At 51.3% G+C, this 23,578-nt stretch carries 24 protein-coding genes; 8 read left to right on the forward strand and 16 right to left on the reverse strand.

Annotation, left to right across the window (positions count from 1 at the left end):
* Positions 1 to 3: 3 nt before the first annotated feature.
* Positions 4 to 1,173, forward strand: a complete 1,170-nt coding sequence (locus HGD79_RS15765; RefSeq protein WP_139496546.1) for an esterase family protein — start codon at positions 4 to 6, stop codon at positions 1,171 to 1,173.
* A gap of 14 nt (positions 1,174 to 1,187) precedes the next feature.
* Positions 1,188 to 1,910: a glucosamine-6-phosphate deaminase gene (locus tag HGD79_RS15770; protein ID WP_000766900.1), complete on the forward strand. Its 723-nt coding sequence runs from the start codon at positions 1,188 to 1,190 to the stop codon at positions 1,908 to 1,910.
* Positions 1,911 to 1,971: 61 nt separating this feature from the next.
* Here the strand turns inward: HGD79_RS15770 and cbrC are convergent, their stop codons facing one another.
* From cbrC to yieH, 3 genes are all read right to left on the reverse strand, one after another.
* Complete coding sequence (gene cbrC / locus HGD79_RS15775) at positions 1,972 to 2,559, reverse strand: PF03691 family colicin E2 tolerance protein CbrC (protein ID WP_000193070.1); 588 nt, start codon at positions 2,557 to 2,559, stop codon at positions 1,972 to 1,974.
* A 48-nt stretch (positions 2,560 to 2,607) separates the two neighbouring features.
* Positions 2,608 to 3,081, reverse strand: a complete 474-nt coding sequence (locus HGD79_RS15780) for a hypothetical protein (RefSeq protein ID WP_000116763.1) — start codon at positions 3,079 to 3,081, stop codon at positions 2,608 to 2,610.
* A 66-nt stretch (positions 3,082 to 3,147) separates the two neighbouring features.
* Positions 3,148 to 3,813, reverse strand: a complete 666-nt coding sequence (gene yieH, locus HGD79_RS15785; RefSeq protein WP_000078043.1) for a 6-phosphogluconate phosphatase — start codon at positions 3,811 to 3,813, stop codon at positions 3,148 to 3,150.
* Between the two features lie 166 nt (positions 3,814 to 3,979).
* Between yieH and adeP the strand changes: the two genes are divergently transcribed.
* Complete coding sequence (adeP, locus tag HGD79_RS15790) at positions 3,980 to 5,317, forward strand: adenine permease AdeP (protein WP_000082693.1); 1,338 nt, start codon at positions 3,980 to 3,982, stop codon at positions 5,315 to 5,317.
* A gap of 53 nt (positions 5,318 to 5,370) precedes the next feature.
* On the opposite strand, the gene yieF is transcribed toward adeP, so the two are convergent.
* The 13 genes from yieF to HGD79_RS15855 form a co-directional block, all read right to left on the reverse strand.
* Positions 5,371 to 5,937 carry a class I chromate reductase YieF gene (gene yieF / locus HGD79_RS15795; protein ID WP_001291268.1) on the reverse strand — a complete coding sequence of 189 codons (567 nt, stop codon included), beginning with the start codon at positions 5,935 to 5,937 and terminating at the stop codon, positions 5,371 to 5,373.
* Positions 5,938 to 5,958: 21 nt separating this feature from the next.
* Complete coding sequence (locus tag HGD79_RS15800) at positions 5,959 to 6,708, reverse strand: 4'-phosphopantetheinyl transferase superfamily protein (RefSeq protein WP_001349996.1); 750 nt, start codon at positions 6,706 to 6,708, stop codon at positions 5,959 to 5,961.
* A 156-nt stretch (positions 6,709 to 6,864) separates the two neighbouring features.
* Complete coding sequence (yidZ, locus tag HGD79_RS15805) at positions 6,865 to 7,824, reverse strand: HTH-type transcriptional regulator YidZ (RefSeq protein WP_000748502.1); 960 nt, start codon at positions 7,822 to 7,824, stop codon at positions 6,865 to 6,867.
* On the reverse strand, positions 7,799 to 8,974 hold the full coding sequence (gene mdtL, locus HGD79_RS15810; RefSeq protein WP_000086024.1) for a multidrug efflux MFS transporter MdtL: 1,176 nt from the start codon (positions 8,972 to 8,974) through the stop codon (positions 7,799 to 7,801). Before mdtL ends, yidZ begins: the two co-directional genes overlap by 26 nt.
* Before the next feature lie 131 nt (positions 8,975 to 9,105).
* Positions 9,106 to 10,353: a low affinity tryptophan permease TnaB gene (gene tnaB, locus HGD79_RS15815; RefSeq protein ID WP_000131911.1), complete on the reverse strand. Its 1,248-nt coding sequence runs from the start codon at positions 10,351 to 10,353 to the stop codon at positions 9,106 to 9,108.
* Between the two features lie 90 nt (positions 10,354 to 10,443).
* Entirely contained in the window at positions 10,444 to 11,859 is a 1,416-nt protein-coding gene (gene tnaA, locus HGD79_RS15820; RefSeq protein ID WP_001295247.1) for a tryptophanase, read from the reverse strand.
* 220 nt (positions 11,860 to 12,079) lie between these two features.
* The gene (gene tnaC / locus HGD79_RS15825; RefSeq protein WP_001364348.1) at positions 12,080 to 12,154 is read right to left on the reverse strand and encodes a tryptophanase leader peptide; all 75 of its coding nucleotides are present in this window, start codon (positions 12,152 to 12,154) and stop codon (positions 12,080 to 12,082) included.
* A 242-nt stretch (positions 12,155 to 12,396) separates the two neighbouring features.
* A complete protein-coding gene (gene mnmE / locus HGD79_RS15830; protein WP_001282346.1) occupies positions 12,397 to 13,761 on the reverse strand; it encodes a tRNA uridine-5-carboxymethylaminomethyl(34) synthesis GTPase MnmE in 1,365 nt (454 codons plus the stop codon).
* A 105-nt stretch (positions 13,762 to 13,866) separates the two neighbouring features.
* The gene (gene yidC, locus HGD79_RS15835) at positions 13,867 to 15,513 is read right to left on the reverse strand and encodes a membrane protein insertase YidC (RefSeq protein WP_000378258.1); all 1,647 of its coding nucleotides are present in this window, start codon (positions 15,511 to 15,513) and stop codon (positions 13,867 to 13,869) included.
* Between the two features lie 2 nt (positions 15,514 to 15,515).
* Positions 15,516 to 15,773 (reverse strand): membrane protein insertion efficiency factor YidD, encoded by a 258-nt coding sequence (yidD, locus tag HGD79_RS15840; RefSeq protein WP_001307474.1) that lies wholly within the window; start codon positions 15,771 to 15,773, stop codon positions 15,516 to 15,518.
* Entirely contained in the window at positions 15,737 to 16,096 is a 360-nt protein-coding gene (rnpA, locus tag HGD79_RS15845; RefSeq protein WP_000239730.1) for a ribonuclease P protein component, read from the reverse strand. Before rnpA ends, yidD begins: the two co-directional genes overlap by 37 nt.
* A 16-nt stretch (positions 16,097 to 16,112) precedes the next feature.
* The gene (gene rpmH / locus HGD79_RS15850; protein WP_000831330.1) at positions 16,113 to 16,253 is read right to left on the reverse strand and encodes a 50S ribosomal protein L34; all 141 of its coding nucleotides are present in this window, start codon (positions 16,251 to 16,253) and stop codon (positions 16,113 to 16,115) included.
* A gap of 229 nt (positions 16,254 to 16,482) precedes the next feature.
* Positions 16,483 to 16,563 carry a protein YsdD gene (locus tag HGD79_RS15855; RefSeq protein WP_120795392.1) on the reverse strand — a complete coding sequence of 27 codons (81 nt, stop codon included), beginning with the start codon at positions 16,561 to 16,563 and terminating at the stop codon, positions 16,483 to 16,485.
* Positions 16,564 to 16,859: 296 nt separating this feature from the next.
* On the opposite strand from HGD79_RS15855, the gene dnaA reads away from it, so the two are divergent.
* The 5 genes from dnaA (at position 16,860) to HGD79_RS15880 (ending at position 23,522) form a co-directional block, all read left to right on the forward strand.
* Positions 16,860 to 18,263, forward strand: coding sequence for a chromosomal replication initiator protein DnaA (gene dnaA / locus HGD79_RS15860; protein ID WP_000059111.1), 1,404 nt, complete (start codon positions 16,860 to 16,862; stop codon positions 18,261 to 18,263).
* A 4-nt stretch (positions 18,264 to 18,267) separates the two neighbouring features.
* The gene (gene dnaN, locus HGD79_RS15865) at positions 18,268 to 19,368 is read left to right on the forward strand and encodes a DNA polymerase III subunit beta (RefSeq protein ID WP_000673464.1); all 1,101 of its coding nucleotides are present in this window, start codon (positions 18,268 to 18,270) and stop codon (positions 19,366 to 19,368) included.
* Entirely contained in the window at positions 19,368 to 20,441 is a 1,074-nt protein-coding gene (recF, locus tag HGD79_RS15870; protein WP_000060112.1) for a DNA replication/repair protein RecF, read from the forward strand. The genes dnaN and recF overlap by 1 nt, the downstream gene beginning before the upstream one ends.
* A gap of 28 nt (positions 20,442 to 20,469) precedes the next feature.
* Positions 20,470 to 22,884, forward strand: a complete 2,415-nt coding sequence (gene gyrB, locus HGD79_RS15875; RefSeq protein ID WP_063121202.1) for a DNA topoisomerase (ATP-hydrolyzing) subunit B — start codon at positions 20,470 to 20,472, stop codon at positions 22,882 to 22,884.
* 239 nt (positions 22,885 to 23,123) lie between these two features.
* Positions 23,124 to 23,522, forward strand: a complete 399-nt coding sequence (locus tag HGD79_RS15880; protein WP_000522208.1) for a YidB family protein — start codon at positions 23,124 to 23,126, stop codon at positions 23,520 to 23,522.
* Positions 23,523 to 23,578 lie beyond the last annotated feature (56 nt).

Genomic DNA, 23,578 nt, shown 5'->3' on the forward strand with positions numbered 1-23,578 from the left:
ACGATGAATATAAAAATTGCTGCTTTAACGCTGGCTATTGCCAGCGGTATTTCTGCTCAGTGGGCCATAGCAGCGGATATGCCAGCCAGCCCGGCACCCACTATCCCGGTGAAACAGTATGTGACTCAGGTCAATGCCGATAACAGCGTGACCTTTCGCTACTTTGCCCCTGGGGCAAAAAATGTCTCTGTAGTGGTGGGTGTTCCGGTTCTGGACAATATTCACCCGATGACCAAAGACGAAGCAGGAGTCTGGTCGTGGCGCACACCTATCCTGAAAGGCAACCTGTACGAGTATTTTTTCAATGTTGATGGTGTACGCAGCATTGATACAGGCACCGCAATGACTAAGCCTCAGCGCCAGGTTAACTCCAGTATGATTCTGGTGCCAGGCAGTTATCTGGATACGCGTTCTGTTGCGCATGGTGATTTGATCGCCATAACTTACCACTCCAACGCATTGCAATCTGAACGTCAGATGTATGTCTGGACCCCGCCAGGATACACCGGCATGGGCGAGCCTTTGCCAGTGCTCTATTTCTATCACGGTTTTGGTGATACCGGACGTTCCGCTATCGATCAGGGGCGTATCCCGCAAATCATGGATAACCTGCTGGCTGAAGGGAAAATTAAACCGATGCTGGTGGTGATCCCGGATACCGAAACCGATGCGAAGGGCATTATTCCCGAAGATTTCGTGCCTCAGGAAAGACGTAAAGTCTTTTATCCGCTGAATGCTAAAGCGGCAGATCGCGAACTGATGAACGATATTATCCCGCTGATTAGCAAGCGTTTTAACGTCAGTAAAGATGCCGATGGTCGCGCACTGGCAGGGCTTTCACAAGGTGGGTATCAGGCGCTGGTATCGGGAATGAATCATCTGGAAAGCTTTGGCTGGCTGGCCACATTCAGTGGTGTTACCACGACAACCGTACCGGATGAAGGTGTCGCGGCCCGGCTGAACGATCCGGCAGCTATTAACCAGCAACTACGTAATTTTACTGTGGTCGTTGGTGATAAAGATGTCGTAACCGGCAAGGATATCGCCGGGCTGAAAACTGAGCTTGAGCAGAAAAAAATTAAGTTTGATTACCAGGAATATCCCGGCCTGAACCATGAAATGGATGTCTGGCGGCCTGCCTATGCAGCCTTCATACAGAAATTATTTAAATAAAATAAGGCACTAAGATGAAATTAATCATTACCGAAGATTACCAGGAAATGAGCCGTGTCGCGGCACACCATCTGCTTGGTTATATGTCGAAGACGCGTCGTGTTAACCTGGCAATTACCGCCGGTAGCACGCCCAAAGGCATGTATGAATACCTCACCACCCTGGTTAAAGGTAAGCCCTGGTACGATAACTGCTATTTCTATAATTTCGATGAAATTCCCTTTCGCGGCAAAGAGGGAGAAGGTGTAACGATTACCAATCTGCGTAATCTGTTTTTCACCCCTGCGGGGATCAAAGAAGAGAATATCCAGAAGCTCACTATTGATAACTACCGCGAGCATGATCAGAAACTGGCGCGTGAAGGCGGCCTGGATTTGGTGGTGCTGGGATTAGGTGCAGATGGTCATTTTTGTGGCAATTTGCCGAATACGACCCATTTCCATGAGCAAACCGTGGAGTTCCCGATCCAGGGAGAGATGGTTGATATTGTGGCGCATGGTGAGTTGGGCGGCGACTTTTCGTTAGTGCCTGACAGCTACGTGACGATGGGGCCGAAAAGCATCATGGCGGCGAAAAACTTGCTGATAATTGTCAGTGGCGCAGGTAAAGCGCAGGCACTGAAAAATGTTCTGCAAGGTCCGGTTACCGAAGATGTTCCAGCTTCCGTGTTGCAGCTGCATCCTTCGCTGATGGTAATCGCTGATAAAGCCGCTGCCGCAGAATTAGCGCTCGGTTAAGCTGAAGAAATAAGGCCGGATGTATGAATTACGCTCCGGCCTGTTCTCATTATTTAAATAACTACGAAAAATCACCCCACAGTCTCAGCTTGCCGCAGTGGAGACAGCGGAAGAGATAACCCTGACAATCACCACCCTTTTGCAGGCATTTAGCTAGATCAGAATTTCTAATACCGAAATTCTCACAATCTTCTTCAAGGTTGGCAAATTCATCGAGGCGATCTTTTATATCATTCCAGCCCACATAGCCGATAAAAGCACAGAAATCGCCACAATGCGCAAGCCAGAATTCCTGTTGCCATCCATGATAACCTGGCGTGCGTTCAACCAACTCTTTCAGCATTTCATCAGGATATGTGTTCTTAATACCGGCAAATTCGTCCTCTTCATCATACTCAAATTCAACACCTTCTATGCTGGCATCATCCTGAAAACTACCTGCAAACTTTTCAGCAGCAGAACCGTCCGCAATACACCACGGACAGAGATGTTCAACTTCATCAACGCAATAAAAGGGACCCGAGTAATAAACTGACGTCTGTTGTTCACAGCAATCGCACTCTACGGTTTTATCCTGTTCAAATGCGCCTGTTTCCAGTGGCTTGGGATGATATTTGAATTGGGGTAACGGCCTGATATTTTGAGTCATAGTAACATCCTGTCTGCTTTTGAGTAGCCCAAAGATAAAGTATCCCGCTTAACTTAAAGAGTCTGTTTCAGGACATGAAATATCCAATCCGGGCAGACGGGTAATGATTCTGCTCATCACCACACCTGCCAGCAATGCAGGAATGATGCGGACAACGAGACTGTCACCAGAAAGAATGTTTTCAAACAACTCCGAGGAAGCCATGCCCTTAATATGTACAATAACTGCACAATAGATTTCGGTGATAACGACGCCACCTATGCCACCAGCCAGACAACGATAATTTTTCTGTGACCCGATCTTTTCCGGCAGACAGGCGACCATCACGCCGGTTAACAATGCAGGAATAACTCCCGTAGTAATCGACAATAAGAGAAACAATGGAAGTACCTGTATTCTTCGCAAAAGAACCAGCGGTTCTTTTGCGAAGAATATGTAGAGGACAAGAAACAGAACACCAATTAACGGTCCTAAAACCGCAAAATAAAGTCCGTGATGTATTACCCGACGTGAAACAGACATATCAAACTCCCTTTACTTACCTTTGAGCGCCAATTTAAGCGGGGTAAGTGAAGGGAGTGTGAAGAACTATGCCGTAATATCCCAACCACGCGCTTTCCACAGTTCCGGTAACTGCGAAAGATGGGTAAAGGTGGTGACTTTCGGGTGAACGATCGGCTTATTGTGCGGGTCGGCGCAGAAGTAGAACACTTCCATACCTGCGTCGATACCAGATTGCGCACCGGCAACTGAGTCATCAACCAGAATGCAGTTTTCTACATTTACATTCATCGCTTTTGCCGCATGGAACATTAACGCCGGGTCTGGCTTCCAGCGCTGAATATCGTAGCCGCTGAACAGTTTATCCGGGAAGTAGTGCAACATATTCAGCTTGCCCATAGAATGCTGCATTTTGTTATTTGGGCCGTTAGATACCACACACATTGGCGCAGTGATCGCTGACAGGAGCGCTCCAGCCCCTTCGATGGCTTCCAGTTCTGAATCGAACAGCCGAGCGACTTCTGCACGGTAAACGTGTTCAGCTTCTGTTTTCGCTAACGTAACACCATGTTCAAGGGAAACAATATCGATAATTTCGTACAGTTTTACACCTTTGAAACGTTTGAATACCTCTTCAGGATCGAGCGTAATACCAAATTCCTGAAACATCGTTACATATGCGCGGGAGCAAATGACTTCACTGTCGACCAGCGTACCGTCGCAGTCGAAAAATACCGCTTCTATCTGGGACATGTCTTTCCTTTATCGTTAGTTTAACGTTTTCGTCATGCCAATTCGCATGACGCAATCGTTGCCGTATAAGCAAATACAATGAAAAAAAGTTATCTTCAGCCGTCCATATTGTCTCATTTTGGTATACGATAGCGACGGATTTTCCCTCCTTGTTCGGAAATAGATAATGAGTCAACAACACACAACCCAGGCTTCTGGCCAGGGGATGCTGGAACGCGTGTTTAAACTGCGCGAACATGGCACGACGGCACGGACCGAAGTGATCGCCGGTTTTACCACCTTCCTGACGATGGTTTACATCGTTTTTGTTAACCCGCAAATTCTTGGCGTTGCTGGCATGGATACCAGCGCCGTCTTCGTCACTACCTGTCTGATCGCTGCATTCGGCAGTATTATGATGGGACTGTTTGCTAACCTGCCAGTTGCACTGGCACCCGCTATGGGCCTGAATGCGTTCTTCGCTTTTGTCGTTGTACAGGCGATGGGCTTGCCGTGGCAAGTCGGGATGGGCGCAATCTTCTGGGGTGCGATTGGTCTGCTGTTACTGACGATTTTCCGCGTTCGCTACTGGATGATTGCCAACATTCCGGTAAGTCTGCGTGTGGGCATCACCAGCGGTATCGGTCTGTTCATTGGTATGATGGGACTGAAGAATGCAGGTGTGATTGTCGCTAACCCGGAAACGCTGGTCAGCATCGGTAACCTGACTTCTCACAGCGTGCTGCTGGGGATCCTCGGCTTCTTCATCATTGCTATTCTGGCCTCGCGCAACATTCACGCAGCGGTGCTGGTTTCTATCGTGGTGACGACGCTGCTGGGCTGGATGCTGGGTGATGTGCACTACAATGGCATCGTTTCTGCGCCGCCGAGCGTAATGACAGTTGTGGGTCATGTAGATTTAGCCGGGTCGTTTAACCTCGGGCTGGCAGGGGTGATTTTCTCTTTCATGCTGGTCAACCTGTTTGACTCCTCCGGTACGCTGATTGGCGTGACCGATAAAGCAGGCCTGGCGGATGAGAAGGGTAAATTCCCGCGCATGAAGCAGGCGCTGTATGTCGACAGTATCTCTTCCGTGACCGGTTCGTTTATCGGTACTTCTTCCGTTACGGCTTATATTGAGTCCTCTTCCGGCGTATCGGTTGGCGGTCGTACCGGTCTGACGGCAGTGGTTGTTGGTCTGCTGTTCCTGCTGGTTATCTTTCTGTCGCCGCTGGCGGGGATGGTGCCAGGCTACGCTGCAGCTGGTGCGCTGATTTACGTTGGCGTGCTGATGACTTCCAGTCTGGCACGCGTGAACTGGCAGGATCTTACTGAATCTGTTCCGGCGTTTATTACCGCCGTGATGATGCCGTTCAGCTTCTCGATTACCGAAGGTATCGCGCTGGGCTTTATCTCCTACTGCGTGATGAAAATCGGTACCGGACGTCTGCGTGATCTAAGCCCGTGCGTAATCATCGTTGCGCTGCTGTTTATCCTGAAGATTGTCTTTATCGACGCTCACTAAAATCGATAGCGCGTTAAAAACCCGCCATGCATGATTGCTGGCGGGTTTTTTATTTAGATCTTAACTCGCTGAATAAACTCACCAAATGCGGTCAATTGCCCGGTCAGGTGGTCCAGCGTACCCTGATCAATCACTTCTCCGGTTTGCGGATCAACTTTGTTCTGAATCACGCCGCCCATAAATTCCGGCTTGTTCATCACCATTGCATCGAGGAAAACCAGAATCTGGCGCAGGTGATACTGACAGCGCGCGCCGCCAATCACGCCCATTGAGCTGGTCTGAATCAACACCGGTTTACCGGCCAGCGGTTGATCCGGCAGGCGGGAAAGCCAGTCGATGGCATTTTTCAGCCCACCCGGTACCGAGTAGTTATATTCCGGCGTGACGATCACCACACCGTCAGCCTGACGGATCTGTTCCGCCAGAGCTTCAACCGTTGCTGGAAAACCTTCTTCCTGCTGTACGTCAGCGTCATACAAGGGAATGTCGGCAATGGAAGGTAACGCATTGACTTCCATGCTCGCCGGAGCAATTTTCGGCAGGGTACGTGCAACCATGCCATTAAATGAGCCTTTGCGCAGGCTCCCCAGTAACGTAACCACCTGCAATTTTTCAGACATGATGACTCCTGTGGTTGTCTATCAATTTGGCGAAAAAGCCTTCACGGTAGAGAGCTGGGCAAAACGCATCATCCGGCTGGTAGGATTGTTGGCGCGGCTGTGAATATCCGGCAGGCTTTTCCAGCCGTGTTTGCCATCGAACTCCCAGACACTGAGCTTTTCAATCGTGGGCGTGACCGCCACGGACCACACCAGCACGTCCTCCGCGTCGCATAACGCTTCTACATGATTTACATGAGCACATTTCAGGCGTCCGGCAATGGGCAGCAGCTGCAGATCGCGCGGATCGTCATTCAAAACATCACCGGTTAGTTTTAGCACGCTTCGGCGCAGCGTGATGAGCTGCGCCCGCGCTTCGTTAGGATCGTTTTGTTTACTGATCCATAGCGATTCATTGCTGGAAAAGGTGTGGTTATCGGGCGCGTGTGGGCTATGAAACCCGCGCGTCGCACGCTGTAGTTCCATATCGAGACCACATTCACCTTCGGTTGTTAACGCCACGCCAACCATATTCCCGGCATAGGAAATAGAAAACGAAGGCAAATTTTTATCACTGAAAACCGGTTTACCTTTCGGCAGGGTGACGATTTCCGGCAATTCGCCAATGCCATACAGCATGAACATCAGTTCTGCGAGTAAACCTCTAGACGCCAGAAAACGGCTTTGACGATGAGGGGGAATGTTTCGGGCTTCTTGATGACACTGGGAGGGGAGACGAACAGAAATCAGATGTCCTTCCGTTAAAATCCCTCGGGCAAAGTGAGTCGCCATTTTTCGCTCCATGCTTAATGGTCCATTATGAATACAAGAGTAATCATTTACTGGAATGATGGACAGACTAAAGCGGCTAAAAGTTCGATTCAGACAAGCTTATTACAACTTTTTTACATTTTATTGTGAAATTGGGTCGCGTTTCATACGATTCGGTTATGCCATCGACGCGTAAAGGTTTTTAATGGTTTCCCGTAACCAGACGATCTTCGGATTATGGCTGTTCCGTTTATGCCACAGCAGGGTAAAAGGAACTTCCAGCTTTTTTTGCTGGCTTTCGTCAAACGGGAGAGGAAGAGCAACCAACGGCAGTTGATGGAGTTGATTGTAGTACTGACAGTAGCGCGGCGCGGTCGCCAGTAGCAGATTGTCGGGTTGCGCTGCCATAAACAGTGACTGCTCAAATTCCGGCAGGCTCATAGCAATCGTGCGTTCGCGCCCCAGCTCCTGTAACACATTGTCCAGCGCCCAGGTGTCGCTCTGTTCCCAGCAAATGCTGATATGCGGATAACGTAAAAAGGTGTCCAGATTCCACGTTTCATGCAGTGCCGGATGATCTTTGCGTAACCAGACGCAGGGTACATCACTAAACAGCACTTCATAATCAATGGCTAACGGTAGCGAGCTTAACAGCTCCCGCGAGCGAGGATGGCTTTCGCGACCGGAAAAACCAATATCCACTTCACCACGAGTAATGGCATCTAAGGAATCGTAATCCCAGTTACGTAGTTTGATGGTCGCCTGCGGGTAACGTTGGTAGATCCGTTTCGACAGCGCATTAAGCATGATCATCATCAGCGGCGATTCCGCCGCCAACTCAAACTTCAGGCCGCGCGGTGTCTGGTGGTGCGGTTTATCCAGCAGCAGATTGCTCATTTGCATCCATTCCGCCAGATTTTGCTCCATGCTGACCATTAGCGGTGTGGGCGACAGGCCCAGCGGTGAGTTCACAAAGAGCGGGTCGTCAAACCACGCTCTTAACTTTGCCAGCGACTTACTCACCGCTGAAGGGGTCACGTTCATCCGCTTCGCCGCTTTGGTCACGCTGCGCTCCTGCATCAGCAGTTGCAGACAGAGCAGCAGATTGAGATCAAGCGTGGTGATGGATTTCTTCATGAGCGGCAACGGGGCGTCCAGGCGCGACGAACATAATCAGCAACAGGCTCACTATGCTACAGGCAATCAGAATCCCGATCAGCATATTCCATGCGCCGATACCAACCACCGCTGCCAGCCAAATCCACAGTGACGAACCGCAAACCTGCGCAATACCTAAGGTCGAGCTGGCTACGCCCGCGCGTAATGAAAATGGTCCTAACGCCTGACTCATCGCTACGCCAAAACCTACCGAGAAACCGGCGCAAATCAGCGTGATACCAAACAGAGAAACCGCATGGGAAGGTGAAACGGCAAGGGTGATCCCCGCTGCAAGGAATAACACCTGCGAGGTGATCATCAACGTACGTGGCTTAAAAATTCCCAGCGCAAATGGCGTGGAGAATGAAACGGTCATGCTGACGCCAGCAGTCAACGCCATAATGGTGGCGTATTCTCCGCGCTCAAAACCCATGATTTCCATCAGCAATACCGGCGATGTATTGACGAAAGTGAGGATCACCGAAACGCTGAGGGTGGTGATAACAACACGGCTGAGGAAAAACCGATTAAGCAGCGACTCGCTATTTTCTCGTGGTTTGTCCGAAGCAGCGGGGGACGCTGGGCGCGTTTCTTTTAAAATAAACAAAGACAACATCAGTACCGCGATGCCCATCATTGCCATCGCCCAGAACAGACTCTGCCACGGGAATTTAAGCATAATCAGATGTCCGAGCACTGGCGCTAACACCGGAATGATGCAGGTAATACCGTTGAGTAATGACAGCACTTTAGCCCGACGTCGATCATCCAGCGTGTCGCGCAAAATGGCGAACGCCACTACGTAACAACAGCCTGCGCCCAACCCCTGTAGAAATCGGCCTGCAAGAAATAACGTGCTGGTTTCAGCCAGTGAACAGAACACCGAAGCGATAATAAATAGCGCCGCGCCGGGGATGGCGACAGGCTTTCTCCCTGAACGATCGGCCACTTTACCGGCAAATAACATCGCAGCTGCCATGCCCGCCAGATAAACGGAGAACGCAATATGCAACTGCGCTTCGCTGGCATTGAGATCGTCGGCGATGCGCGGTAAACCAACGAGGTACATATCAATCCCGGCGGGATAAAGTAAAACCAGGGCAAAACTACAAATTAAAAAGCGGGACATGGGCTAAAGCGTCCTAATAGTAAGGTGACGCAAAGCATACGTGGTGAAGGAGAATCAGGCGAGTTGCCATTTGGACATAAGTGATTTCCTGAGAGGCAAGAAGCCAGCGAATGGCTGGCTTCTTGAAGGATTTAGCCAAATTTAGGTAACACGTTAAAGACGTTGCCGAACCAGCACAAAATCACGGTTATACCAAAGAGAATGACAATCGCCGGAATAAGATTGCCGCCCCAGACCGTGAACATCTGATTGGGAAACTTCTTGCGAGCTTTGATTGCAAGCACTGCGGGAATAATGACCGCCCAGATGGTGGCGCACAGCCCGGCACCGCCGATCCCGTAAATAAAGCCGTTCGGGAAGATCAGATACAACAACGCAGGTGGCAGGAAGGTTAACAGCACGGTTTTGAAACGCCCGCCGTGGGAGTTATCAATCTTAAACAGGTCCGCCAGATAATCGAACAACCCCAGCGTGACACCAAAGAACGAACTGGCAACAGCTAAGTTAGAGAACACCAGCAGGCAAAACTCGATAATGCCGTGCTGTTTGGTGCCGAGGAACGATTTCACCAGCGAATCAACGTTGCCGCCTGAGGAGATTATCGCCTTAAAGCTTTCGCGCGGAATATTCCCCATCGTGCAATAGAGCCAGAAGAGATAAATCACCAGCGCCAGCAGCGAACCAAATACCACGCTTTTGATTAACTTATCTTTGCGTTTTCCATAGCAAATAATCAGGCTGGGAATATTGCCGTGGAAACCAAATGACGCCAGACACACCGGCAAAGCCATAAAGATATACGGGAAGTAAGACGTTCCCGCAGTGGTGCTGGTGGCATCGCGCAGGATGGAGTAATCGACCTGGAAGAAGAAAGAACCAAACACGATCACAAAGGAGATAATCTTCAGCCCGAGGAACAATGAGGTAATGCGACTGGCGGCTAACGAACTTATCCACAATACGCTGGCAACGAAAATGGCTGTGCAGATCCCGACAATACGTGGATTAGCGTGATAGCCCAAATTCATTGATATCGTTTCACTAATGATCGCACCATTAGCAGAGATATAGGCATAAGTGAGGATATAGAGAACGAAGGCAACGGTAATACCGCTGATAATGTTCCAGGTGTTACCGATTAAATCTTTGGTGATGGTGTTAAAACTGGAGCCGACAGGATAATTTAAATTTGCTTCTAATAACAATAACCCGGAATGAAGCATTGAAAACCAGGCAATGATAAGGATAAAGGCACCCCAGAAAAACCAGGCACCGGCAAGATCAACAGGTAAAGCAAACATACCTCCACCAATTACTGTACCTGCTATAACCATAACACCCCAAAATGCAGAGTGCTTTTTTTCAGCTTGATCAGTCATGATGCCACCTTTAGAGGAAGGCTATTTTTGTTATTGAGGATGTAGGGTAAGAGAGTGGCTAACATCCTTATAGCCACTCTGTAGTATTAATTAAACTTCTTTCAGTTTTGCGGTGAAGTGACGCAATACTTTTGGTTCGTAGGTAAAGGTTAATCCTTTAATATTCGCCGCGTTCTCTTTCACATGTTTAAAGGCTTCAATAATGAAGTCCATATGTGTTTGAGTATATGTTGCGCGCGGAATGGTTAAACGCAGCAGTTCAGCCGGGCATGGCAGTTGTTTACCGGTTTTCGGATCGCGGCCTAACAGGAAAGAGCCAATTTCTACCGCACGGATACCGGCGACTTTATACAGCTCGCACGCCAGCGCCTGTGCCGGGAACTGGTCTGCCGGGATATGCGGCAGCAGTTTACCGGCATCAACGAATGCCGCGTGACCGCCCGCCTGCTGGCAGACAACGCCAATCTCTTCCAGACCATCGACCAGATACTGTACCTGCGCGATACGATAAGCCAGCCAGTCGAGATTCATGCCGTCATACAGACCTACCGCCAGACGCTCCATCGCGCCGCCTTCCAGGCCGCCATATGTCGGGAACCCTTCCTGCACCACGCAAAGGGTTCTGCACTCGGTGTACACATCAAAGAAGCTGTCGTCTTTCATGCACAGCAAGCCGCCCATCGGTACCATCGCATCTTTCTTGGCGGACATCGCCAGCATATCGGCATATTTGTAGGTTTCGCGGGTGATCTGCTCGATGGTCCAGTCTTTGTATTCTGCTTCACGCTGCTTGATGAAATAGGCGTTTTCAGCAAAGCGTGCGGAGTCCATTACCACCGGAATATCGTATTTCTTCGCGATGCTGTACATCGCTTTTAAGTTTGCCAGTGAAACCGGCTGACCACCTGCAGAGTTACTGGTGATGGTTGCAACGATATACGGCACGTTATTCGGGCCAACTTCTTCAATACCGCGTTCTAATCCCTCAAGGTCAAAGTTACCTTTAAAGTCGTAACGCACGCCAGTATCGAAGGCTTCTTTGATATAGACGTTACGCACGGTACAGCCGTTAATCTGGCTATGGCCCTGCGTGGTATCAAAGAAATAGTTAGAGAATGCCACCATTTTGCTGCGATCCAGGCCTTTTTCCTGCTCGCGTTTTTTAATCAGTACCGGAATATAAATTTGCTCTGCGCCACGGCCCTGGTGAGTCGGAATGGTGTATTGATAACCAAAGATATTTTTCACTGACTCGGCTAACGCATAGTAGCTGCGGCTGCCGCTGTAGGCTTCGTCGCCGCGCATCATCGCTGCCTGCATACTTTGGGTTACCGCCCCGGTGCCGCTGTCGGTCAGTAAATCGATAAACACATCTTCGCTATCCAGCAGGAACGGGTTCATACCGGATTTAATAATTGCTTCTTCACGATAAGCGCGAGTAGTACGTTTTACTGGCTCAATAACACGAATGCGGAACGGTTCAGGGAGATGTTTAAAGTTTTCCATTACATAATCCTTCATTTATTTTAATTACAGTGATCCCTGTGAATATTACATCTGCAATATCCATTAATTCGCCATGTATATATACAAGCACCATCATTTACTAAAATAAGTAAATAAACGAGAGATGGCCTTTGCAAAAGGCAAAATTAAGATATAGCAAACTAATCGTTCACATTGAATCTAATCGGTTTGGCTCTGGTGATGGCTACAGAAGGGTAAATTAAGGGCGGTGATCGACAATCTTATTGTCGATATTGAACCATTTTGAGGTCACACATATATGTAAGATATTCATAATGCACTTATCCTCGAAAGACACGAGGCTACAGTATAATACTCAAGAATTTTGTCTATTCTAAAATTGTTTAAATGTGAATCGAATCACAATCGTTCGGGGAGCAATATTAAATGCTTTTTTTTAAGATTATAAATTACGTAAGAATTTTAATGTTTAAAAAAAGGGTTGAGGAATAACAGGAGTGCTAACAATGAAGCGAAGCCGCATCTGACAGTCAGAATACGGCTTCGTAAGCGCGGTTACTTACCAATACAGAAGCTGGAGAAAATCCGCCCCAGCAGGTCGTCTGAAGTAAATTCCCCGGTGATTTCGCTTAAGTTCTGCTGTGCCAGACGCAACTCTTCCGCCAGCAGTTCACCTGCCCAGGCTCCCAACAGTTGCGCTTTGCCCTGTTGTAGATGTTCCGCTGCCTGTTCCAGCGCCTGTAGGTGGCGACGACGCGCCAGGAAGCCGCCTTCCATGTTGGTGTCAAAGCCCATGCTCTGTTTGAGATGGTTACGCAGCACGTCCACGCCTTCACCAGTCCTTGCCGAGAGACGAATTAACGCGTGACCGTTCACTTCACTCATTCCCAGCGTTTCGCCGGTGATATCGGCTTTATTGCGCACCACGGTGATCGGCAGTTTCGCTGGCAGACGGGCAATAAATTCCGGCCAGATCTCTGCCGGATCCACGGCGTCTGTTGTGGTGCCATCGACCATAAACAGCACGCGGTCGGCCTGTTCAATTTCCTGCCACGCGCGCTCGATACCAATACGTTCCACTTCGTCACTGGCTTCACGTAGCCCAGCGGTATCGATGATATGCAGCGGCATTCCGTCAATGTGGATATGCTCACGCAGCACGTCACGTGTGGTTCCGGCGATATCAGTTACGATTGCTGCTTCACGGCCCGCCAGCGCGTTTAACAGGCTCGATTTACCGGCGTTAGGACGTCCGGCAATCACCACCTTCATCCCTTCGCGCAACAAACTACCCTGACGTGCTTCAGCACGCACTGCATCGAGATCGGCAATCACGTCATTAAGCTGGGCTTCAATTTTGCCGTCGGAGAGGAAATCGATCTCTTCATCAGGGAAATCAATTGCCGCTTCGACGTAAATGCGCAAGTGGGTGAGGGCTTCCACCAGATGGTTGACCCGTGCGGAGAATGCGCCTTGCAGCGAGTTAAGTGCCGAACGGGCCGCCTGTTCCGAACTGGCGTCGATAAGATCGGCAATCGCCTCGGCCTGGGCTAAGTCGAGTTTATCGTTAAGAAACGCGCGTTCGGAAAACTCACCAGGGCGAGCAATCCGCAGGCCGGGAATGGTCAGAATGCGTTTTAACAGCAGGTCGAGGATCACCGGACCGCCATGACCTTGCAGTTCCAGCACATCTTCGCCGGTGAACGAGTTCGGGCCAGGGAACCATAGCGCAATCCCCTGATCGAGCACGCTGCCGTCGGCGTCTTTAAACGGAAGATAATCGGCGTAGCGCGGCTTAGGTAGTTTACCCAGCACGGTTTCGGCAACTTCACGGGCTTTGAAGCCGGAGATGCGCAGGATGCCAACGCCGCCACGTCCCGGAGGCGTGGCCTGGGCTACGATAGTGTCATTATCGCTCATGATGTTCCTGTTGCTTTGTGTGGCGGATGCGCGGTGCTTATCCGCCCTACGAAAAGAAAAAAGGCGGTCAACTGACCGCCCTTATTTTAGCGAAAACTCACCGAATCAGGATTTTTTCTTCTCGCGGCTATGCAGGCCACGTTTTTCCAGACCACGGTAAATCAGCTGCTGCTGAATAATGGTTACCAGGTTGCTGACGATATAGTACAGCACCAGACCTGACGGGAACCACAGGAAGAACACGGTGAAGATGACCGGCATAAAGGTCATGATCTTCTGCTGCATCGGGTCGGTCACTGTGGTCGGCGACATCTTCTGAATGAAGAACATCGTTACGCCCATCAGGATCGGCAAGATGTAGTACGGGTCCTGTGCCGACAGGTCGTGGATCCACAGTGCAAACGGTGCCTGACGCAGTTCAACGGAACCCATCAGCATGTAGTACAACGCCAGGAAGATTGGCATCTGGATCAGCAGCGGGAAGCAGCCGCCCAGCGGGTTAACCTTCTCAGCTTTGTACAGCGCCATCATTTCCTGGCTGATACGCTGTTTGTCATCGCCCAGACGCTCACGCATTGCCTGAATCTTCGGCTGCAGCATACGCATCTTCGCCATGGAGGTGTACTGCGCTTTGGTCAGCGGGTACATGATGCCACGAACGATAAAGGTGATGATGATAATGGAGAAGCCCCAGTTACCCACAAAGCTATGGATCCATTTCAGCAGTTTGAACAGCGGCTGAGAGATGAACCACAACCAACCGTAATCAACGGTCAGATCCAGGTGCGGAGCAACAGCTGCCATTTTGTCCTGGATTTCCGGGCCAACCCACAGGGTGCTGTTCATCGCGCCAGTCTGACCAGGCTGAACCAGTACCGGCTGAGATTTATAGCCGATAGCGGCGATGCCGTTACCCAGATTAGCGGTATAGAAGTTGTTGGTACCGTCGTTATGCGGGATCCACGCCGTCGCGAAATACTGTTGCAGCATCGCCACCCAACCACCTTTCGAAGAGATGTTCAGGTTTTCGTTATCGGCAATGGTATCGAACTTGTATTTCTCGTACTTCTCGTCAGGCGTGGAGTACGCCGCGCCGCGGAAGGTGTGCAGTGCGAAGTTGCTGCTTCCGGTATCGAGATGCGGTGGCAGAGTGATGGATTGCTTCAACTGACCAAAGGTGGAGATTTCCAGCGGTTTCTCGCCAGCGTTCTGCACGTTGTAGTTGACGTTGACAGCGTAATCACCACGTTTCAGGACAAACGTTTTGGTAAACGTGTTGCCTGCCGCGTCGGTATACGTCATCGGCACCTGCAGTTCGTTTTGACCTTCAGCCAGCACATAAGCGTCTTTTTCAACGTTATACAGCGGACGCGGGCCGTTAGCCGGGTTATCCGGGCCATCACGACCGGTCAGACCGCTCTGTGCCTGATAAATAAACTGCGGTGAAGTTTCCAGCAGCTGGAACGGCTGGGTAGAGTTCAGCTCTTTCGGGTAAGCAGGCAGCAGAGCTTGCTCAACATCACCACCACGGGTGTTGATGGTCAGATCAAGCACGTCGGTCTTAACCGAGATCAGTTTCCCCTGGCCACTGGCCGGTACGCCCTGGTCGGCGGCGCTACCCGCTGCGGTGGTCGTTGTCTGCGTGGTCTGTTGGGCCTGAGGTTGCGGGTTTTTATCCTGCTCCCAGGCTTGCCAGATCATGAAAGACACGAACAGCAAAGCGATGACTAAAAGATTGCGTTGCGAATCCATCGTTAGTGTTCTCTGGTATCAAATGGTCCGGGCGGGACGGGATCGTCACCACCAGGGTGTAAAGGGTGGCATTTTAATACGCGTTTCACCGTCAACCAACTGCCTTTTATCACTCCAAACCTGCGCAATGCCTCAATTCCGTAGCTTGAACAGGTTGGAGTGAAACGACAATGCGGCCCGAGTAGCGGACTAATCAGGCGTTGATAGACCCGAATGAGGGCTATCAGGACCCGCGAGCCAGGCGACAGTGGCGGCGCCATAATTTTTCCAACGCTTCCGAGAGAGCACGGTTATCGAGGTCGGCAACCCCTTTTTTCGCCACCACCACGAAATCCATAGCCGGGAGTTCATGTTGGCGCAGACGGAAGCTTTCACGCGTCAGACGTTTAATCCGATTGCGTTCATGGGCGCGTCGAACGTTTTTCTTGGCGACTGTAAGACCGATACGGGGATGCCCCAGCGAATTCAGGCGGCCGAGAATGGTAATTTGCGGCGTGCCAGCCCGTTGTGGCTGCTGGAAGACGAATGTGAATTGACTGGGAGTTAACAAGCGTAACTCCCTGGGAAATGCGAGCTTAACCACTCAGGGGTTAGCTTTATTACTTAGAAACGGTCAGACGAGCGCGGCCTTTAGCACGACGACGTGCCAGAACCTGACGACCATTTTTAGTAGCCATACGAGCACGGAAGCCGTGAGAACGGTTGCGCTTCAGTACAGACGGTTGAAAAGTGCGTTTCATGGCGATTTCTACCTAAACTTGAATAAATTCAATGGCTTTATTGGATATCCGCCGAAAAATGAAACGATGGACACCGAAGCCATGGGTGATTAAAGAGGCCGGATTGTAATAATTGTACACTCCGGAGTCAATTCTCTTTCCTTATTTACCGCGCTTTTCCGCACCTTTTCGCAGGGAAAATGTACGACCTCACACCAGTGGAAACCAGCATGGCGCGCCGGGTGGAGGATTATACGGGCTGATGGGTAAAGCGCAAGGATCGTCCTGGATCTTTATTAGATCGATTAAGCCAATTTTTGTCTATGGTCATTAAATTTTCCAATATGCGGCGTAAATCGTGCCCGCCTCGCGGCAGGATCGTTTACACTTAGCGAGTTCTGGAAAGTCCTGTGGATAAATCGGGAAAATCTGTGAGAAACAGAAGATCTCTTGCGCAGTTTAGGCTATGATCCGCGGTCCCGATCGTTTTGCAGGATCTTGATCGGGCATATAACCGCAGACAGCGGTTCGTGCGTCACCCTCAAGCAGGGTCTTTTCGACGTACGTCAACAATCATGAATGTTTCAGCCTTAGTCATTATCGACTTTTGTTCGAGTGGAGTCCGCCGTGTCACTTTCGCTTTGGCAGCAGTGTCTTGCCCGATTGCAGGATGAGTTACCAGCCACAGAATTCAGTATGTGGATACGCCCATTGCAGGCGGAACTGAGCGATAACACGCTGGCCCTGTACGCGCCAAACCGTTTTGTCCTCGATTGGGTACGGGACAAGTACCTTAATAATATCAATGGACTGCTAACCAGTTTCTGCGGAGCGGATGCCCCACAGCTGCGTTTTGAAGTCGGCACCAAACCGGTGACGCAAACGCCACAAGCGGCAGTGACGAGCAACGTCGCGGCCCCTGCACAGGTGGCGCAAACGCAGCCGCAACGTGCTGCGCCTTCTACGCGCTCAGGTTGGGATAACGTCCCGGCCCCGGCAGAACCGACCTATCGTTCTAACGTAAACGTCAAACACACGTTTGATAACTTCGTTGAAGGTAAATCTAACCAACTGGCGCGCGCGGCGGCTCGCCAGGTGGCGGATAACCCTGGCGGTGCCTATAACCCGTTGTTCCTTTATGGCGGCACGGGTCTGGGTAAAACTCACCTGCTGCATGCGGTGGGTAACGGCATTATGGCGCGCAAGCCGAATGCCAAAGTGGTTTATATGCACTCCGAGCGCTTTGTTCAGGACATGGTTAAAGCCCTGCAAAACAACGCGATCGAAGAGTTTAAACGCTACTACCGTTCCGTAGATGCACTGCTGATCGACGATATTCAGTTTTTTGCTAATAAAGAACGATCTCAGGAAGAGTTTTTCCATACCTTCAACGCCCTGCTGGAAGGTAATCAACAGATCATTCTCACCTCGGATCGCTATCCGAAAGAGATCAACGGCGTTGAGGATCGTTTGAAATCCCGCTTCGGTTGGGGACTGACTGTGGCGATCGAACCGCCAGAGCTGGAAACCCGTGTGGCGATCCTGATGAAAAAGGCCGACGAAAACGACATTCGTTTGCCGGGCGAAGTGGCGTTCTTTATCGCCAAGCGTCTACGATCTAACGTACGTGAGCTGGAAGGGGCGCTGAACCGCGTCATTGCCAATGCCAACTTTACCGGACGGGCGATCACCATCGACTTCGTGCGTGAGGCGCTGCGCGACTTGCTGGCATTGCAGGAAAAACTGGTCACCATCGACAATATTCAGAAGACGGTGGCGGAGTACTACAAGATCAAAGTCGCGGATCTCCTTTCCAAGCGTCGATCCCGCTCGGTGGCGCGTCCGCGCCAGATGGCGATGGCGCTGGCGAAAGAGCTGACTAACCACAGTCTGCCGGAGATTGGCGATGCGTTTGGTGGTCGTGACCACACGACGGTGCTTCATGCCTGCCGTAAGATCGAGCAGTTGCGTGAAGAGAGCCACGATATCAAAGAAGATTTTTCAAATTTAATCAGAACATTGTCATCGTAAACCTATGAAATTTACCGTAGAACGTGAGCATTTATTAAAACCGCTACAACAGGTGAGCGGTCCGTTAGGTGGTCGTCCTACGCTACCGATTCTCGGTAATCTGCTGTTACAGGTTGCTGACGGTACGTTGTCGCTGACCGGTACTGATCTCGAGATGGAAATGGTGGCACGTGTTGCGCTGGTTCAGCCACACGAGCCAGGAGCGACGACCGTTCCGGCGCGCAAATTCTTTGATATCTGCCGTGGTCTGCCTGAAGGCGCGGAAATTGCCGTGCAGCTGGAAGGTGAACGGATGCTGGTACGCTCCGGGCGTAGCCGTTTTTCGCTGTCTACCCTGCCAGCGGCGGATTTCCCGAACCTCGATGACTGGCAGAGTGAAGTCGAATTTACCCTGCCGCAGGCAACGATGAAGCGTCTGATTGAAGCGACCCAGTTTTCGATGGCGCATCAGGACGTTCGCTATTACTTAAATGGTATGCTGTTTGAAACCGAAGGTGAAGAACTGCGCACCGTGGCAACCGACGGCCACCGTCTGGCGGTCTGTTCAATGCCAATTGGTCAATCTTTGCCAAGCCATTCGGTGATCGTACCGCGTAAAGGCGTGATTGAACTGATGCGTATGCTCGACGGCGGCGACAATCCGCTGCGCGTGCAGATTGGCAGCAACAATATTCGCGCCCACGTTGGCGACTTTATCTTCACCTCCAAACTGGTGGATGGTCGCTTCCCGGATTACCGCCGCGTTCTGCCGAAGAATCCGGACAAACATCTGGAAGCTGGCTGCGATCTGCTCAAGCAGGCGTTTGCCCGTGCGGCAATTCTCTCTAACGAGAAATTCCGCGGCGTGCGCCTGTATGTCAGCGAAAACCAGCTGAAAATCACCGCCAACAATCCGGAACAGGAAGAAGCGGAAGAGATCCTCGACGTTACCTATAGCGGTGCGGAGATGGAAATCGGCTTCAACGTCAGCTATGTGCTGGATGTTCTGAACGCGCTGAAATGCGAAAACGTCCGCATGATGCTGACCGATTCGGTTTCCAGCGTGCAGATTGAAGATGCCGCATCACAGTCGGCTGCCTATGTTGTCATGCCAATGAGACTGTAATGTCCCTCACCCGCTTGTTGATCCGCGATTTCCGCAACATTGAAACCGCGGATCTCGCTTTATCTCCCGGCTTTAACTTTCTGGTAGGTGCCAACGGCAGTGGCAAAACCAGCGTGCTGGAAGCCATCTATACGCTCGGCCATGGTCGGGCGTTTCGCAGTTTGCAGATTGGTCGCGTCATTCGCCATGAGCAGGAGGCGTTTGTTCTCCACGGGCGATTACAGGGCGAAGAGCGCGAGACAGCGATTGGCTTAACCAAAGACAAACAGGGCGACAGCAAAGTCCGCATCGACGGTACAGACGGGCATAAGGTCGCGGAACTGGCGCACCTGATGCCAATGCAGTTGATAACGCCAGAAGGGTTTACTTTACTCAACGGCGGCCCCAAATACAGAAGAGCATTCCTCGACTGGGGATGCTTTCACAACGAACCCGGATTTTTCACCGCCTGGAGCAATCTCAAGCGATTGCTCAAGCAGCGCAATGCGGCGCTGCGCCAGGTGACACGTTACGAACAGCTACGCCCGTGGGATAAAGAACTGATCCCGCTGGCGGAGCAAATCAGCACCTGGCGCGCGGAGTATAGCGCCGGTATCGCGGCTGATATGGCCGATACTTGTAAGCAATTTCTCCCTGAGTTTTCTCTGACTTTCTCTTTCCAGCGCGGCTGGGAGAAAGAGACAGAATATGCTGAGGTGCTGGAACGTAATTTTGAACGCGATCGCCAGCTAACCTACACCGCGCATGGCCCGCATAAAGCGGACTTACGCATTCGCGCCGACGGTGCGCCGGTGGAAGATACCTTATCGCGTGGGCAGCTTAAGCTGTTGATGTGCGCCTTACGTCTGGCGCAAGGAGAGTTCCTCACCCGTGAAAGCGGGCGGCGGTGTCTCTACCTGATAGATGATTTTGCCTCTGAGCTTGATGATGAGCGTCGCGGGCTGCTTGCCAGCCGCTTAAAAGCGACGCAATCACAGGTCTTTGTCAGCGCGATCAGTGCTGAACACGTTATAGACATGTCGGACGAAAATTCGAAGATGTTTACCGTGGAAAAGGGTAAAATAACGGATTAACCCAAGTATAAATGAGCGAGAAACGTTGATGTCGAATTCTTATGACTCCTCCAGTATCAAAGTCCTGAAAGGGCTGGATGCGGTGCGTAAGCGCCCGGGTATGTATATCGGCGACACGGATGACGGCACCGGTCTGCACCACATGGTATTCGAGGTGGTAGATAACGCTATCGACGAAGCGCTCGCGGGTCACTGTAAAGAAATTATCGTCACCATTCACGCCGACAACTCTGTCTCTGTACAGGATGACGGGCGCGGCATTCCGACCGGTATTCACCCGGAAGAGGGCGTATCGGCGGCGGAAGTGATCATGACCGTTCTGCATGCAGGCGGTAAATTTGACGATAACTCCTATAAAGTGTCCGGCGGTCTGCACGGCGTTGGTGTTTCGGTAGTAAACGCCCTGTCGCAAAAACTGGAGCTGGTTATCCAGCGCGAGGGTAAAATTCACCGTCAGATCTACGAACACGGTGTACCGCAGGCCCCGCTGGCGGTTATCGGCGAGACTGAAAAAACCGGCACCATGGTGCGTTTCTGGCCTAGCCTCGAAACCTTCACCAATGTGACCGAGTTCGAATATGAAATTCTGGCGAAACGTCTGCGTGAGTTGTCGTTCCTCAACTCCGGCGTTTCCATTCGTCTGCGCGACAAGCGTGACGGCAAAGAAGACCACTTCCACTATGAAGGCGGCATCAAGGCGTTCGTTGAATATCTGAACAAGAACAAAACGCCGATCCACCCGAATATCTTCTACTTCTCCACCGAAAAAGACGGTATTGGCGTCGAAGTGGCGTTGCAGTGGAACGATGGCTTCCAGGAAAACATCTACTGCTTTACCAACAACATTCCGCAGCGTGACGGTGGTACTCACCTGGCAGGCTTCCGTGCGGCAATGACCCGTACCCTGAACGCCTACATGGACAAAGAAGGCTACAGCAAAAAAGCCAAAGTTAGCGCCACCGGTGACGATGCGCGTGAAGGCCTGATTGCGGTCGTTTCCGTGAAAGTGCCGGACCCGAAATTCTCCTCCCAGACCAAAGACAAACTGGTTTCTTCTGAGGTGAAATCAGCGGTTGAACAGCAGATGAACGAACTGCTGGCAGAATACCTGCTGGAAAACCCAACCGACGCGAAAATCGTGGTTGGCAAAATTATCGATGCTGCCCGTGCCCGTGAAGCGGCGCGTCGCGCGCGTGAAATGACCCGCCGTAAAGGTGCGCTCGACTTAGCGGGCCTGCCGGGCAAACTGGCAGACTGCCAGGAACGCGATCCGGCGCTTTCCGAACTGTACCTGGTGGAAGGGGACTCCGCGGGCGGCTCTGCGAAGCAGGGGCGTAACCGCAAGAACCAGGCGATTCTGCCGCTGAAGGGTAAAATCCTCAACGTTGAGAAAGCGCGCTTCGATAAGATGCTCTCTTCTCAGGAAGTGGCGACGCTTATCACCGCGCTTGGCTGTGGTATCGGTCGTGACGAGTACAACCCGGACAAACTGCGTTATCACAGCATCATCATCATGACCGATGCGGACGTCGACGGCTCGCACATTCGTACGCTGCTGTTGACCTTCTTCTATCGTCAGATGCCGGAAATCGTTGAACGCGGTCACGTCTACATCGCTCAGCCGCCGCTGTACAAAGTGAAGAAAGGCAAGCAGGAACAGTACATTAAAGACGACGAAGCGATGGATCAGTACCAGATCTCTATCGCGCTGGATGGCGCAACGCTGCACACCAACGCCAGCGCACCGGCATTGGCTGGCGAAGCGTTAGAGAAATTGGTGTCTGAGTACAACGCGACGCAGAAAATGATCAACCGCATGGAGCGTCGTTATCCGAAAGCAATGCTGAAAGAGCTTATCTATCAGCCGACGCTGACGGAAGCCGACCTCTCTGATGAGCAGACCGTTACCCGCTGGGTGAACGCGCTGGTCAGCGAACTGAACGACAAAGAACAGCACGGCAGCCAGTGGAAGTTTGATGTCCACACCAATGCCGAACAAAACCTGTTCGAGCCGATTGTTCGCGTGCGTACCCACGGTGTGGATACTGACTATCCGCTGGATCACGAATTTATCACTGGTGGCGAATATCGTCGTATCTGCACGCTGGGTGAGAAACTGCGTGGCTTGCTGGAAGAAGATGCATTTATCGAACGTGGCGAGCGTCGTCAGCCGGTAGCCAGCTTCGAGCAGGCGCTGGACTGGCTGGTGAAAGAGTCTCGTCGCGGTCTCTCCATCCAGCGTTATAAAGGTCTGGGCGAGATGAACCCGGAACAGCTGTGGGAAACCACCATGGACCCGGAAAGCCGTCGTATGCTGCGCGTTACCGTTAAAGATGCGATTGCTGCCGACCAGTTGTTCACCACGCTGATGGGCGACGCCGTTGAACCGCGCCGTGCGTTTATTGAAGAGAACGCCCTGAAAGCGGCGAATATCGATATTTAATGGCGCTAACCATGCGAGCGTGCCTGATGCGCTACGCTTATCAGGCCTACGAAAATCTTGCAATGTATTGAATTTTCATAATTTTGTAGGCCGGATAAGGCGTTCACGCCGCATCCGGCAAGAAGCTATAAGAAAAGGGCGGAGATCATCTCCGCCCTTTTTATTTCTGCAATCCGCAATTATCATCCCGCAAATCTATACTTTTTGGGTCAACACGTAACGCTTTACAGGTGATTATCATGGGGCTTTTTGATGAAGTTGTCGGTGCCTTTCTGAAAGGCGATGCGGGGAAATATCAGGCTATTTTAAGTTGGGTTGAGGAGCAGGGCGGCATTCAGGTGCTGCTGGAAAAACTGCAAAGTGGCGGCTTAGGGGCCATTCTCTCAACCTGGCTGAGTAATCAACAGGGCAATCAATCGGTTAGTGGCGAGCAACTGGAATCGGCGCTCGGCACAAATGCGGTGTCCGATCTCGGGCAAAAACTTGGCGTGGATACCAGTACAGCTTCCAGTTTACTGGCAGAGCAATTGCCGAAGATTATTGATGCGCTCTCACCGCAAGGTGAAGTGTCACCACAAGCCAATAACGATCTGCTTTCCGCAGGTATGGAACTGCTGAAAGGGAAACTCTTCCGCTAAGCAAATGGGGAGCATGCAACCCGCGTTGCATCCCCCTTTTCCCTCGGGTGTTGTAC

Source organism: Escherichia sp. SCLE84, assembly GCF_012584495.1.
GTDB lineage: Bacteria > Pseudomonadota > Gammaproteobacteria > Enterobacterales > Enterobacteriaceae > ECMA0423.

Coding starts and splice junctions, on each gene's coding strand:
- HGD79_RS15880 (WP_000522208.1), top strand. CDS start 23,124: ATGGGGCTTTTTGATGAAGTTGTCGGTGCCTTTCTGAAAGGCGATGCG.
- yidC (WP_000378258.1), bottom strand. CDS start 15,513: ATGGATTCGCAACGCAATCTTTTAGTCATCGCTTTGCTGTTCGTGTCT.
- tnaA (WP_001295247.1), bottom strand. CDS start 11,859: ATGGAAAACTTTAAACATCTCCCTGAACCGTTCCGCATTCGTGTTATT.
- yidZ (WP_000748502.1), bottom strand. CDS start 7,824: ATGAAGAAATCCATCACCACGCTTGATCTCAATCTGCTGCTCTGTCTG.
- adeP (WP_000082693.1), top strand. CDS start 3,980: ATGAGTCAACAACACACAACCCAGGCTTCTGGCCAGGGGATGCTGGAA.
- HGD79_RS15855 (WP_120795392.1), bottom strand. CDS start 16,563: ATGACCATAGACAAAAATTGGCTTAATCGATCTAATAAAGATCCAGGA.
- recF (WP_000060112.1), top strand. CDS start 19,368: ATGTCCCTCACCCGCTTGTTGATCCGCGATTTCCGCAACATTGAAACC.
- HGD79_RS15765 (WP_139496546.1), top strand. CDS start 4: ATGAATATAAAAATTGCTGCTTTAACGCTGGCTATTGCCAGCGGTATT.
- yidD (WP_001307474.1), bottom strand. CDS start 15,773: ATGGCGCCGCCACTGTCGCCTGGCTCGCGGGTCCTGATAGCCCTCATT.
- cbrC (WP_000193070.1), bottom strand. CDS start 2,559: ATGACTCAAAATATCAGGCCGTTACCCCAATTCAAATATCATCCCAAG.
- gyrB (WP_063121202.1), top strand. CDS start 20,470: ATGTCGAATTCTTATGACTCCTCCAGTATCAAAGTCCTGAAAGGGCTG.
- mnmE (WP_001282346.1), bottom strand. CDS start 13,761: ATGAGCGATAATGACACTATCGTAGCCCAGGCCACGCCTCCGGGACGT.
- mdtL (WP_000086024.1), bottom strand. CDS start 8,974: ATGTCCCGCTTTTTAATTTGTAGTTTTGCCCTGGTTTTACTTTATCCC.
- HGD79_RS15800 (WP_001349996.1), bottom strand. CDS start 6,708: ATGGCGACTCACTTTGCCCGAGGGATTTTAACGGAAGGACATCTGATT.
- dnaN (WP_000673464.1), top strand. CDS start 18,268: ATGAAATTTACCGTAGAACGTGAGCATTTATTAAAACCGCTACAACAG.
- HGD79_RS15770 (WP_000766900.1), top strand. CDS start 1,188: ATGAAATTAATCATTACCGAAGATTACCAGGAAATGAGCCGTGTCGCG.
- rpmH (WP_000831330.1), bottom strand. CDS start 16,253: ATGAAACGCACTTTTCAACCGTCTGTACTGAAGCGCAACCGTTCTCAC.
- tnaB (WP_000131911.1), bottom strand. CDS start 10,353: ATGACTGATCAAGCTGAAAAAAAGCACTCTGCATTTTGGGGTGTTATG.
- yieF (WP_001291268.1), bottom strand. CDS start 5,937: ATGTCTGAAAAATTGCAGGTGGTTACGTTACTGGGGAGCCTGCGCAAA.
- yieH (WP_000078043.1), bottom strand. CDS start 3,813: ATGTCCCAGATAGAAGCGGTATTTTTCGACTGCGACGGTACGCTGGTC.
- HGD79_RS15780 (WP_000116763.1), bottom strand. CDS start 3,081: ATGTCTGTTTCACGTCGGGTAATACATCACGGACTTTATTTTGCGGTT.